Origin of the sequence: Algoriphagus sp. NBT04N3 (genome assembly GCF_019443765.1) — a bacterium.
Taxonomy (GTDB): domain Bacteria; phylum Bacteroidota; class Bacteroidia; order Cytophagales; family Cyclobacteriaceae; genus Algoriphagus; species Algoriphagus ornithinivorans.
Genome location: NZ_CP048415.1, coordinates 2,443,888 through 2,456,874, shown reverse-complemented (window position 1 = coordinate 2,456,874; position 12,987 = coordinate 2,443,888). Strand labels below are relative to the sequence as shown.

The window sequence follows — 12,987 nt, the reverse complement described above, 5'->3', positions numbered from 1 at the left end:
GACAACTTTTGCCAACTCGTCAACTGCCTGTTACCAACTTAAAATGATGGAAAGAAACAGAACAACTAACAATATGAAAGAGATCAAGACAAAGAAAGTAAAGGCAGGTACTTATGGCAGGTAGTTTTCGTGATTTGACTGTTTTCAAGAAAGCATTTTCGCTGGCGATGGGGGTGTTTGAGCTTACTAAGAAATTTCCATGCGAAGAGAAGTATGCGCTGACTGATCAATTAAGAAGATCTTCACGATCAGTATGTCGGGCTATTGGCGAAGGATATAGAAAACGGCAATATCCAAAGCACTTCTCAAGTAAAATGAGTGATGCAGATATGGAAAACTCTGAAACTCAGATTTCTCTTGATTTTGCTTTAGCCTGCCAATATATATCGGAAGGAAAGCGAAATGAACTTGTTGTTAAATCAGAAGAGGTAGGCCGAATGCTCAACCATATGATTGAAAACCCTGAAAAATATAAACCAAGAAATAAATGACGGTATTGTCAACTGCTATTTGCCTATTGCCAACTTTTTTTGGCCAATTAAACTAACAGGTAAACAAAAAAAATACATGAAGAAAAGCACATTCATAATAACAAAAATGGACTGCCCCTCAGAGGAGCAAATGATCCGCATGAAGCTGGAACCTCTCAGCCAGGTAAAGCACCTGGAGTTTGACATTCCGGCACGTAAGCTGGAAGTATTTCATCAGGATGAAGTACTGCCTATACAAAATACCATCAGTGAACTAAACCTCAGTGATCAACTCCAAGGTACTTCTGAGGCAGAAATGCCCCTTGCCGAGCGGCTTACTTATACCATTGAAGACAAAAGAGAGGGTTCGGGCGCTATCCGCATGTCTTGGGAAGAGCTAAGTGTTTCCCTTCCATTTAAAACAGATTAACCACTAAAATTTTTACTCATGGAAAAGCATAATCACGAACATCACAAGCACCATCACCACGATGATGACCACCAAAAGAGCCAATCATCAGATGATCAAACCGTCAACAAATCAGACCATCAGCATGGACACCACGACCATCATGCCATGATGATCGAAGATTTCAAAAAGCGTTTTTGGATATCTCTGGTGCTCACTGTGCCAATCCTTGCATTGTCTCACATGATCCAACAATTACTGGGATTTGAGCTGACCTTTTTTGGTGATCAGTACGTCCTTTTTGGGCTTTCCACTATTGTCTTCTTTTATGGGGGCTGGCCTTTTCTCAAAGGACTTTGGGACGAGCTGAAAGACAAAAACCCCGGCATGATGACCCTGATTGCAGTGGCCATAACCGTGGCTTACGTGTACAGCTCGGCCGTGGTGTTTGGTTTGGAAGGGATGGACTTCTTCTGGGAGCTGGTCACACTGATTGTCATCATGCTGCTGGGGCACTGGATCGAAATGAAATCGGTAATGGGAGCATCAAGGGCACTTGAATTGCTGGTGCAAATGATGCCTTCCGAAGCGCACCTGGTACATGGAGACCAAATCAAGGACATCAAAGTGGATGAACTAAAAAAAGAAGACATCATCCTGATAAAAGCCAATGAGAAAATACCTGCGGACGGCACAGTGGTGGATGGGGAAAGCCACCTGGACGAAAGCATGCTCACCGGTGAGAGCAAGCCGGTGAAAAAATCCAAAGGAGACCAGGTAATTGGCGGATCGGTGAATGGCAGTCAATCCATCAAGGTAAAGGTGTCCAAAACCGGCAAAGAGAGCTACCTCAACAAAGTGATCACGCTGGTTGAAGAAGCTCAGAAAGCCAAATCGAAAACTCAAAACCTGGCCAATGTTGCCGCAAGATGGCTCACTTTCATCGCCATTGGTGCGGGTACTATTACGTTGTTTACCTGGATCAGCTTGGGTAAACCACTTGATTTTGCCCTTGAACGAATGGTGACCGTCATGGTTATTTCCTGTCCACACGCATTGGGTTTGGCCATTCCATTGGTCGTAGCAATTTCCACAGCTGTTTCCGCAAGCAAAGGCTTGCTAATCCGTAACCGTACCGCTTTTGAAAATGCCCGGAAAATTACTGCAATGGTATTTGACAAGACCGGGACTCTGACCGAAGGGAAGTTTGGGGTTTCACGATATGAGAGTCTGACGGATGATATAGACAAAGAAGAGCTATTGGCCTTTGCCGCTTCGTTGGAGCAGCAGTCCGAGCATCCAATTGCTCAAGGCATTGTGAAAGTAGCGAAAGAGGCAGGTCTGACATTGAAAAAGGTTGAAAATTTTGAATCGCTGACGGCCAAGGGCATTCAGGGCAAGATCGATGGACAAAACTGGAAAGTGGTCAGCCCAAGGTACCTGAAGGAAAACAAAATAGAGATACCAGAAAAAGCTGGCTCTGATGCAGCTGAAACCATAGTGTTTGCCCTCAGGGAAGAAAAACTTATTGGGTTCATTGCCCTGTCGGATAAGATCAGGGAAGAAAGCTCCAAGGCCATCGAAACGCTTCGGGAAAAAGGTATGAAACTGTATATGGCCACTGGTGACAATGAGAAAACGGCCAAAGCAGTAAGCGATAAACTTGGGCTGGATGGCTACTATAGCGAGGTGCTTCCACACCAAAAAGTAGAGATTATCAAGAAGCTTCAGAAGGAAGGCCACTTTGTGGCTATGACGGGTGATGGGGTAAATGATGCCCCTGCATTGGCACAAGCCAATGTGGGCATTGCTGTAGGTTCCGGTACCGATGTGGCTGCCGAGACAGCCGATATCATATTGGTCAACAGCAACCCAAAAGACATTGCCAACCTGGTACTGTTTGGCAGGGCCACTTACAACAAAATGATCCAGAACCTCGCTTGGGCTACCGGCTACAACGCGATTGCATTGCCGCTGGCCACAGGCTTTATTCCAGGTCTGGTGATCAGTCCTGCAATAGGTGCAGTATTCATGAGCCTGAGTACGGTCATTGTGGCCATTAATGCGCAATTGCTGAAAAGGAAGATGTTGTTATAACGCTGCTATTTTTTTGAAATAAGGATAGTGCAATGGTAGTGAAAAAAAATGCACTACCCTTGCACCTTAATTTTGCGTATATTTGCGGGCAAATGAATTCCATCTTATCCATATTGTTTAGTTTTCTGTTCCTGATGGGACCTACTATGGATTTATGCTGTGAACTGCAAAAACTTCCCAACCTTTTTGATCACTACGAAGAACATCAGGAATTTGATGGGGATTCATTTTTGGATTTTTTGGCTGAAGATTATTTCAATGATACGGGTGATGCTCAAGGGCACCACGATGATTCTGATCACGATGATCTACCCTTTCATGGCCAGCACCAGTGCTGTCACGTCCACATTTTCATGACCCCTTTACTGGGGCAGCCAGAAATAGCCACTTTACACTTTTCTACCCAAACCAAGGGTAGTCATTATAATTTTTCTCTTTGTTCTGAGTACTCAGAATCTTCTTTCCAGCCCCCCAAGGCCTGATTTACCGGACACTTTAATATGAGCCTTTTACTTCATTGCACTGCGCAATGAAGTAAAGATTTAGTCTTTTTATTGCCGTCCGGCATCCCTCCGATGGGCATTTTCGCCCCATTCAATTCATTAAAATCAGGATTCAAAATGCAAAATAAATGCTGGATAAAATCATTCAATTTTCGGTCAAGAACAAACTGATCATTGGCCTGCTTACGCTAGGCCTGGTCATTTGGGGAGGCTACTCACTGACGAGGCTTCCCATTGATGCCGTACCGGATATTACCAATAACCAGGTACAGGTCATAACCACTTCCCCTTCGCTGGCCGCTGAGGAGGTAGAACGTTTAATCACTTTCCCAATAGAGATCACCATGGCCACCATCCCGGAGCTGGACGAAATCCGTTCTTTCTCCCGCTTTGGGCTGTCGGTGGTGACCATTGTGTTTAAAGAAGATGTGGACGTGTATTGGGCACGTCAGCAGGTAAACGAACGCCTGGCCGATGTGCAAGCCCAAATCCCACCGGGAGTCGGTCAACCGGGCATGGCTCCCATTACCACTGGGTTGGGCGAAATCTACCAATATGTGGTAGGTACCGAACCCGGCTATGAAGATCAATATGATGCCCGTGAACTACGAACCATTCAGGACTGGATAGTTCGCAGGCAGTTGCTGGGTACGCCCGGTGTTGCCGATGTAAGTAGCTTTGGTGGCTATCTCAAGCAGTACGAAATCGCCATAGACCCGGACAGGCTCAAGGCCATGAACGTCTCCATTGCAGATATTTTTCAGGCTTTGGAAGAAAACAATGAAAACACCGGAGGTGCTTATATCGAGAAAAACCTCAATGCCTACTTTATCCGAAGTGAAGGCTTGGTGGGCGACTTGGACGACATCCGAAACATGCTTGTTAAAAGCAATGAAGATGGTATCCCTGTCCTCATAAAAGATGTGGCCAAAGTACAGCTTGGTAGTGCCGTTCGATATGGAGCTACTACCCGCAATGGTGAAGGCGAGGTAGTTAGTGCCATTGTGATGATGTTGAAAGGAGAAAACTCAGCTGAAGTTATCGAGAACGTAAAAAGCCGGATTGCGGAAATCCGCAAAACATTGCCGGAAGGCGTTACAATAGAACCATTTCTCGACCGCACCAAACTGGTCGATACCGCCATAGGGACGGTAACCAAAAACCTGACTGAAGGGGCTTTAATTGTGATTTTCGTACTGCTCTTGTTGTTGGGCAACCTCCGGGCAGGTCTCATAGTTGCTTCGGTCATTCCCCTTGCGCTCATCTTCGCCTTTGGCATGATGAACCTCTTTGGCGTGTCGGGTAATCTGATGAGCCTCGGGGCAATTGACTTTGGCCTCATTGTGGACGGAGCGGTGATCATTGTTGAAGCCACACTGCACCACTTAGGTTTGCTAAAGCTGGGCAGGAAACTCACCCAGCAGGAAATGGACATGGAAGTGTATCAATCTGCCAGCAAGATCCGAAATTCAGCCGCATTCGGGGAAATCATCATTTTAATCGTTTATCTCCCCATTTTGGCTTTAGTGGGTGTAGAAGGCAAGATGTTCGGCCCAATGGCGCAAACCGTAAGCTTTGCCATTCTTGGGGCTTTTATTCTTTCACTCACTTATGTGCCCATGATGTCAGCACTTGTACTAAGCAAAAAAACTAAATACAAGCCCAATATTTCCGATAAGATCATGGCCTTTTTTCACCGCCTCTACGATCCTGCCATCCGATGGGCCATGCACAAACGACCACTGATGTTAGGTGTTGCACTTGGATTGTTTGGGGTATCGCTTTGGGTATTTTCCAATATGGGCGGTGAGTTTGTACCTACCCTGGAGGAGGGCGACTTTGCCGTTGAGACCAGGGTAATTACCGGAAGCTCTCTTCAAAATACCATACAGGCTACTACCCAGGCAGAGAAGATTTTATTGGAACAGTTTCCCGAAGTGAAGCAGGTGGTCTCAAAGGTTGGCGCTGGTGAAATCCCTACCGATCCTATGCCCGTGGAAGCTGCTGACATGATGGTGATTCTGAAAAACAAAGATGAATGGGTTTCAGCCTCTAACCGGGAAGAATTGGCCAACAAAATGGCCGAAGCATTGGAGGTCATTCCGGGTGTTACTTTCGGATTCCAGCAGCCCATCCAGATGAGGTTCAATGAGTTGATGACAGGTGTGCGCCAGGATGTAGCTGTGAAAATTTACGGGGAAGATCTCAACGAGCTTTCGGAATACGCCCAACAAATCGGCCGGCTTGCTTCAAATGTAGAAGGCGCAGAGGATTTGTATATCGAGGAGGTAACAGGTGTTCCGCAAATCGTCATCAGCTACAAAAGAGAGCAATTGGCCAAATACGGACTAAGCATCCGGGATGTAAACCGCTCGGTGCAAGCGGCCTTTGCCGGGGCTTCCGCAGGCCTGGTGTATGAAAATGAAAGACGCTTTGACCTGGTGGTCAGACTGGATAAAACCAACCGGGAGGATGTGGAATCAGTTCGCAACCTGTATATCGCCCGTAAAGACGGTCACCAGATACCGCTCTACCAGGTGGCAGAAGTGGAAATTAAGGAAGGCCCTTACCAGATCCAGCGGGACGACACCCGCAGACGAATCATTGTGGCTTTCAACGTGCGTAACCGGGATGTTGAAAGCATAGTCACAGAACTTCGGCAGAAAATTGATGAGTCGGTGGTGCTTGCTCCGGGCTACACTGTAACCTATGGAGGCCAGTTTGAAAACCTGGTGGAAGCCCGTGAGCGACTCGCTTTTGCCGTACCGTTAGCCTTGCTGCTGATTTTTGTGTTGCTCTATTTCACCTTTGGTTCCATTAAGCAGGGCATCCTCATTTTTACAGCCATCCCACTTTCGGCCATAGGGGGTATTTTTGCCTTATGGTTCAGGGACATGCCTTTCAGCATTTCCGCGGGGGTCGGTTTTATTGCCTTGTTTGGGGTAGCCGTTTTGAATGGGATTGTACTCATCAGTGAGTTCAACCACCTGAAAAAGGACGGTATCACCGATATTTTCGAGCGGATTTACAAAGGCACGAGAGTGCGTCTGCGCCCGGTGATCATGACGGCAGCCGTGGCGTCCCTGGGCTTTTTGCCTATGGCGCTTTCCCAATCGGGCGGTGCGGAAGTACAACGTCCACTGGCCACTGTGGTAATTGGCGGCTTAATTACGGCTACCTTCTTAACGCTTGTGGTGCTGCCCATCCTTTACTACTATTTTGAAAGAGGAATAAAAGTAAAACCGGGAGCAGTAGCACCTTTGTTGATCATCGGCCTGCTTTTCTTCCAGTTTACGGAAGTAAAGGCGCAGGAATCACCGGCCAACTACCAATCGCTGGATGAGGCGATTCAAATAGCTATACAGAACAATCCTAACCTGAAAGCAGCAGACCTGCAAACCCAGCAGGAACGGGCGCTAAAAGGGGCAAGTTGGAATCTGTCTAAGACCAGTTTCAGCCTCACGCACGGGCAGTACAACAGTATTTACAATAATGACAACCAGTTCAATATTTCACAATCCATAGCCTTTCCAACGGTTTATACCAACCAAAGCAAGTTGGCCAAAGCGAGAATGGAAGCAAGCGAATGGCGAAAAAGTGCTACGCAAAATGAACTGGTGCAGCAGGTAAAGGCAACCTGGTATTTCCTCTGGCTGGAGAAAAGCAAAAGACAACTGTTACTGGAGCAGGACAGCATTTACCAACGCTTCGTAAGGGCTGCCGCCCTTCGCTACGAAACAGGGGAAAGCAACCTGTTGGAAAAGGCCACAGCCGAATCGCAGGTAGCTGAAATCAAGGCTATGTTACAGCAAAACCAGTCAGATATTGAAATTTACCAGACACAGCTGCAAACCCTGCTTAACCTGGAAAATCCAGTGGACATCACAGTTGGCAAGCTCGAAGTACGGGAAAGCACTGTCCTTCTTGATACCACAAGTATTGCCAACAACCCTACCCTGGCATGGTTCCGGCAACAAATAGAAGTAGCCGAAAGGGAAAAGTCGGTGGAAAAGTCAAGGCTGCTACCCGACCTGACAATGGGGTACTTCAATCAGTCGCTGAACGGCCCTAATCAAGATCTGGATGGCAATCCGGTCACTTTCTCTTCCAGCGACCGCTTCACAGGTTTTCAGGTGGGTATAGCCATTCCCCTTTTTGGAGCAAAGGCACAAGGCTCGGTCATCAAAGCTGCTGAACTCAGAAAACAGGAAAGTGAGGCAAGGCTGCAAGCTATAACCAATGAACTGCAAGGCAGATTCAGGTCGCTCTTTCAGCAGTACCAAAAGTTTCAAACCAGTCTGGATTATTACGAGCAAAACGCCCTGCCTCAGGCAGAGCTAATTCTTAAACAAGCGCAAAAGGGGTTTGAAAGCGGGGAAATTGGCTATGTGGAATATATTCAGGGACTCAATCGTGCTTTAACTGTCCGGTTTAATTACCTGGACATCCTCAACCAATACAATCAAACCATTATCGAGATCGAGTTCATTTCAGGTGTTCAATAAAAAAAGAAATCAACAATGAAAAATACATTCAAATACATTAGTAAAATTTCGATGGCCCTTCTCTTAGGAATGGCTATAACATCCTGTGGATCAAAAAATGAGGAGGCCACAGAAGAACATCACGAAGAAGGTGAAAATACAGTGGAACTGTCGCAGGCGCAATTTGAGCAGGCAGGTATTAAAATAGGAAAGGTAGAACAGCGGATTATTGGCTCAGAACTTCGGGTCAATGGAGTTATTGACGTGCCTCCGCAAAGCAATGTTTCTATCAATATGCCCTATGGAGGCTTTGTGAAATATACTGAGATGCTGCCCGGCACAAAGGTGAAAAAAGGGCAGTTGTTGGTGGTGATTGAAAACCCGGAGTTCATTCAATTTCAACAGGACTATTTGGAAAGCCTCGCCAACCGGGACTTTCTGAAAGCGGAGTTCGAACGTCAAGAGGAATTGTACAAGGAGAAAGTGGCTTCCGGCAAGAACTATCAGCAGGCGAAAAGCGACTATCTGGCCAATGAAGCCCGTATCAAAAGCATGGAGGAAAGGCTGAAATTAATCGGCTTCAGCATCCCCAAGATCAAAGAAGGTACCGTTTCTGCGTCCGTCAACATCTATTCTCCGGTAACAGGCGCTGTTCGTGAGGTGTTCACCAATGTGGGCAAATACATCAACCCACAGGACGTGATCATGGACATTACCAACTCGGAAGACCTGCACGTGGAACTCACCGTTTATGAGAATGATGTACCACGGGTCAAAGAAGGTCAGCGCATCCGTTTTGCCCTGGCGAATGCTCCCGATGAGTGGCGGGAGGCCGAAGTATTCCTGGTGGGCAGTGGAGTTAGGGAAGACCGTTCGGTAACTGTGCACGGACATTTGAAACAAATGTATGAAGATTTGAAACCAGGTATGTATGTGGCGGCCAAAGTGGAAACTGATAGCAATGAAGTCTGGGCTGTTCCGGAGGAATCCATTGTGCGGTTTGGTGGCAAGCAGTACGTTTTTTCATATGCGGGTAAGAAATCAGAGAACGGTGAAACCGTGCACGATTTTGAAATGCTGGAAGTCATCAAGGGATATACCGAAGACGGTTATACACAGATTTCTTTGGCCGATACAGCGGAGGACTTGAGCAACATTCAACTGGTCACCAAAGGTGCCTTCACCTTGTTGGCTAAAGCCAAAAATACCGAAGAAGAAGGAGGAGGACACGGGCATTAAAATGAAGGACACGTATGATCAAGGAACTCGAAAATAAACTCAAAGAAAAGGACATCCGGCCAACAGCCATGCGGCTGTTGGTACTGGAAGCCCTGTCCGGTCAGGAGGCGGCCATCAGCCTTTCCGACCTGGAAAAAGCATTTGAAAAATCGGACAGGGTGACACTATTCCGCACCCTGAAGACTTTCCAGGAAAACGGACTGGTACACAGCATCGATGACGGTACCGGAGCTCCTAAATACGCCCTCTGCGAAGAAGGCTGTGAATGCAATATTGAACGGGACTTGCATGTGCATTTCCATTGCCGGGTGTGCAGCGAGACCTTCTGTTTGCCCAAATACAAAATCCCGGAAATTAATCTACCGACCAACTTCAATGGAGAAGAAGCCAACTTGGTGGTAAAGGGGGGTTGCGGAAAGTGTGCAGGTTGAAAATTGCAATGACTGTGCATTGGGTTTACACGTATTTTCAGGTAAAGCACTTAACGAGATGAGATCCAATACAAACTATTAACAACAATAGAATATGATCGTGATCCTTAAATCAATCAGCATTTTCATACTGGCCGGGTTATGCGAAATAGGCGGTGGATACATGATCTGGCTCACCCTGAAGGAAGGCAAGCCTTGGTGGGTAGGAGCTTTAGGGGGCATCATCCTGGTTGGCTATGGTGTGGTGGCCACCTGGCAGCCGGCTCACTTTGGACGGGTGTATGCAGCTTATGGCGGCATTTTTATCATCATGGCCATTCTATGGGGATGGAAAGTAGATGGTATCGTGCCGGATAAATATGACCTGATCGGAGGAGCTGTTGCCCTCCTCGGGATGCTCATTATCATGTATGCTCCCAGGACTTCTTAAAACTAATACAATGGACGAAAATAAAATCAGTTGCAAGCTCGCTACTCCAGAACTGAGGCAAAGAAAAGCTACAGTGATTGCCTCATTAAAGGAGATGGTATTGGAAAAACAGGAACTAGTCAATGGGTTCATGTACAAGTTTGACGGCTCGGATCAAACACTGGACCTACTCAACGACTTCATCAAAACCGAACGGCTTTGCTGTGACTTTTTCACTTTCAGTCTTACGATTGCTAATCAGGATTCCCCGGTCTGGCTTGAATTAGCAGGCCCGGAAGGCGTAAAGGCATTTATCGAAAACGAGATTGAATTTTAGAATTTAACCAAGGAATCATGACCACCTTGCTCACCGGTACCATCATGCTAAGCCTCCTCCACGGACTGATTCCAAGCCACTGGTTGCCGGTGCTGGCACTGAAAGAAAAGTTTGGCTGGCAAGGTAGCAAGACGGTTCGCATTGCGGCTATGGCAGCTTTGGCTCATTCGCTGAGTACCTTTCTGCTGGGCGTGTTTCTGGGCTTATTCAGCCTTTCACTGGCAGAAACGCTTAACAGTTACACCCGTTGGGTCATTCCTGCTTTGCTCATTGCCATAGGGTTCTATTTCATCATCCAACACCACAGACACCATCATTTTCACTTCAATGAAAAGCAAAAGCTGGACCAGGCCGGAGCAACACAAGTAGTGACCTTGCTGGTATTTATGATGTTTCTTTCCCCCTGCCTGGAAATTGAAGCCTACTTTCTGATGGCAGGGACTCATGGATGGCCGATGATCCTGACCGTGGGCTTGCTCTACACCATCGTTTCCGTGTTAGGGATCACCTTTTGGGTGTACCTCGCCCAGAAAGGCCTGCACCGTTTCAACTGGCACAGGCTGGAGCATAATACCGGGCTGGTTTCGGGGTGCATCCTCATTGTCACGGGCATCATTTCCTTTTTCACACATTAAAACAGACAAGCGTATGACTAATACTAACAATATAGACAACAAAGCCTGCTGCAGCACCGACCAGCATCCGGACAAACCAAAAAAGCAGGAGGAAAAAACCTCCTCCAGTTTCCTGCAAACCTGGGGAAGTGGTATTGTAAGCCTTGTCATTCTGCTTGCAGGAATAGCCGCTGATCAATGGGGACAGCCTGCATTTTTCCAGGGATGGATCCGCATAGGCTGGTATGTGCTGGCCTATTTGCCTGTGGGTTGGCCGGTATTGGTCAAAGGCTGGAAGTCCATACTGAAAGGTGATGTGTTCACTGAATTTTTCCTCATGGGCATAGCCACTCTGGGAGCTTTTGCCATAGGCGAATATCCTGAGGCGGTGGCGGTGATGCTTTTCTATGCCATCGGGGAGCTGTTTCAGGATGCAGCAGTGAACAGGGCCAAACGCAACATCAAAGCCCTGCTGGACATACGCCCGGATTCGGCCTCTGTATATAGAAGCGGGCAAATGGTGTCCGTACACCCGGAAGAAGTACAAATTGGGGAAACCATACAGGTGAAACCCGGAGAAAAAGTACCGCTCGATGGGGAAATGATCAGTGAAAAAAGCAGCTTCAATACTTCCGCCCTGACTGGTGAAAGTAAACCTGCCACCTACAACAAAGGAGAAAATGTGCTGGCTGGGATGGTGAATCTCGACAGGCTGATTGAGCTGAAAGTAACCAGACGGTTCAACGAAAGTTCACTTGCCCGCATCTTGGAGCTGGTGCAGAACGCCACCGCCCGCAAGGCAAAAACCGAGCAGTTCATCCGTAAGTTTGCACGGGTTTACACACCCATTGTTACCTTTCTGGCAGTGGGATTGACCTTCCTGCCTTACTTTTTTGTAGAAAACTATGTGTTTGAAGACTGGCTTTACCGGGCATTAATCTTTTTGGTGATCTCATGTCCCTGTGCGCTTGTCATTTCTATTCCACTTGGTTATTTCGGAGGGATTGGGGCAGCTTCCCGCAAAGGCATATTATTCAAAGGTTCCAACTTTCTTGACCTCATGACCAGAGTGAACACCGTGGTGATGGACAAAACAGGTACGTTGACCAAGGGAGTGTTTGAAGTTCAGAAAGCCGTGACCATGGACGGAATTACTACAGATTGGCTTAGTCTGGCGGCTGCTATGGAAAGCAAATCCACCCATCCCATCGCAAAAGCCATTACAGAATATACTAAAAAGCAAGGCAAAGAAATTTCAGAACCCGAGCAACAGGAAGAAATAGCCGGGCACGGTCTGAAAGGAAAAGTAAATGGTAAGCATGTGCTCATCGGCAATCAAAAGCTGATGGACAAGGAGGGGATCGTTACCTGTGCTGATGCTGCCGGAGAGGTTAATACCGTCATCCATATAGCCGTTGACCAAAAATATGCCGGTTACCTGGTGATAGCAGATGAACTCAAAGAGGATGCCTCACAGGCCATAGAAGCCATACGCAAATCAGGGGTTCGGGAACTGATCATGCTGTCCGGAGATAAGGACGCTGTGACCCAGCAAGTGGCAAAAACACTTGGTATAGACAAGGCATTTGGCGACTTGCAGCCCGAACAAAAGGTACAGAAAGTGGAAGAATTGAAAAAAGACGCCAACCGTGTCATCGCCTTTGTGGGAGACGGCATCAATGATGCCCCTGTATTGGCACTGGCCGATGTGGGCATGGCCATGGGCGGCCTGGGCAGTGATGCCGCCATCGAGACGGCCGATGTGGTCATCCAGACCGACCAGCCTTCCAAAATTGCCACGGCCATCCAGCTCGGCAAGCAAACCAAACGGATCGTATGGCAAAATATCAGCCTGGCCTTTGGGGTGAAGCTCATTGTGTTGGCACTGGGAGCCGGAGGCCTGGCTACCATGTGGGAAGCTGTATTTGCCGATGTGGGTGTGGCACTGTTGGCGATATTGAATGCGGTAAGGATACAGCGAAACTAAGAATACT

Annotated in this window: 11 protein-coding genes; all 11 read left to right on the top strand. The window is 47.4% G+C overall.

Going from position 1 to position 12,987, the window contains the following annotated elements; all coding sequences use genetic code 11:
• Positions 1–113 precede the first annotated feature (113 nt).
• The 11 genes from GYM62_RS10645 (at position 114) to GYM62_RS10595 (ending at position 12,980) form a co-directional block, all read left to right on the top strand.
• Entirely contained in the window at positions 114–491 is a 378-nt protein-coding gene (locus tag GYM62_RS10645; RefSeq protein WP_219956393.1) for a four helix bundle protein, read from the top strand.
• A gap of 76 nt (positions 492–567) precedes the next feature.
• The gene (locus GYM62_RS21015) at positions 568–900 is read left to right on the top strand and encodes a hypothetical protein (protein WP_255590331.1); all 333 of its coding nucleotides are present in this window, start codon (positions 568–570) and stop codon (positions 898–900) included.
• Between the two features lie 18 nt (positions 901–918).
• Complete coding sequence (locus tag GYM62_RS10635) at positions 919–2,976, top strand: copper-translocating P-type ATPase (RefSeq protein WP_219956392.1); 2,058 nt, start codon at positions 919–921, stop codon at positions 2,974–2,976.
• Positions 2,977–3,068: 92 nt separating this feature from the next.
• Positions 3,069–3,458, top strand: coding sequence for a hypothetical protein (locus tag GYM62_RS10630; RefSeq protein WP_106565264.1), 390 nt, complete (start codon positions 3,069–3,071; stop codon positions 3,456–3,458).
• Between the two features lie 149 nt (positions 3,459–3,607).
• The gene (locus GYM62_RS10625; RefSeq protein ID WP_219956391.1) at positions 3,608–7,984 is read left to right on the top strand and encodes a CusA/CzcA family heavy metal efflux RND transporter; all 4,377 of its coding nucleotides are present in this window, start codon (positions 3,608–3,610) and stop codon (positions 7,982–7,984) included.
• Positions 7,985–7,999: 15 nt separating this feature from the next.
• A complete protein-coding gene (locus GYM62_RS10620; RefSeq protein ID WP_219956390.1) occupies positions 8,000–9,202 on the top strand; it encodes an efflux RND transporter periplasmic adaptor subunit in 1,203 nt (400 codons plus the stop codon).
• 14 nt (positions 9,203–9,216) lie between these two features.
• Positions 9,217–9,633, top strand: coding sequence for a Fur family transcriptional regulator (locus GYM62_RS10615; RefSeq protein ID WP_219956389.1), 417 nt, complete (start codon positions 9,217–9,219; stop codon positions 9,631–9,633).
• A 94-nt stretch (positions 9,634–9,727) separates the two neighbouring features.
• Positions 9,728–10,063 (top strand): YnfA family protein, encoded by a 336-nt coding sequence (locus GYM62_RS10610; RefSeq protein ID WP_219956388.1) that lies wholly within the window; start codon positions 9,728–9,730, stop codon positions 10,061–10,063.
• Positions 10,064–10,073: 10 nt separating this feature from the next.
• On the top strand, positions 10,074–10,379 hold the full coding sequence (locus tag GYM62_RS10605) for a hypothetical protein (RefSeq protein ID WP_219956387.1): 306 nt from the start codon (positions 10,074–10,076) through the stop codon (positions 10,377–10,379).
• 17 nt (positions 10,380–10,396) lie between these two features.
• Positions 10,397–11,014, top strand: a complete 618-nt coding sequence (locus GYM62_RS10600) for a hypothetical protein (RefSeq protein WP_219956386.1) — start codon at positions 10,397–10,399, stop codon at positions 11,012–11,014.
• A gap of 13 nt (positions 11,015–11,027) precedes the next feature.
• The gene (locus GYM62_RS10595) at positions 11,028–12,980 is read left to right on the top strand and encodes a heavy metal translocating P-type ATPase (RefSeq protein WP_219956385.1); all 1,953 of its coding nucleotides are present in this window, start codon (positions 11,028–11,030) and stop codon (positions 12,978–12,980) included.
• Positions 12,981–12,987: the final 7 nt, after the last annotated feature.